This window comes from Tamlana crocina, assembly GCF_012037625.1.
In genome coordinates this window covers 1-383 of sequence record NZ_JAAVJS010000420.1, presented here as the reverse complement: position 1 = coordinate 383, position 383 = coordinate 1, and the positions used below count along the sequence as shown (strand labels likewise).

Here is a 383-nt window from a genome sequence, read left to right as displayed (position 1 = left end):
CTGGTGATCATTGATCTTGGTGGCTCCTATACAAAATTCGCAAAATTATATCCTGAAAAGTATACTGTTCTGAGATATGAAAGCGGGAAAAATTTGGGTATTAATCCGTTTTACATCAGTAATTCAGAAGATGTCACGCCAGAACGGCTGGAGGATTTGTCAATGTTCCTGTTTGAACTCTTCGGCTCAGATTTAAAAGTCACCAAAGCACAATCAGTTTCGATCAGAAAAATATTGCTCCACTACTATTCGAATGTTCCTGAAAAGCATTCCCTGGATAATTTTTATCGGTTTGTAGAAACCAATCAGAAGGATCTCCTGCAAAAACTGAAGATCCATGCGGATTACTTCAACATAGTGAACTTCCTGCACGTGATGTCAGA

General features: G+C 38.6%; 1 protein-coding gene. It reads left to right on the top strand.

Annotation, left to right across the window (positions count from 1 at the left end):
* On the top strand, window positions 1–383 hold a 383-nt coding region (locus tag HC176_RS17395), incomplete at both ends, for a TraG/VirB4 family ATPase (protein WP_483414759.1).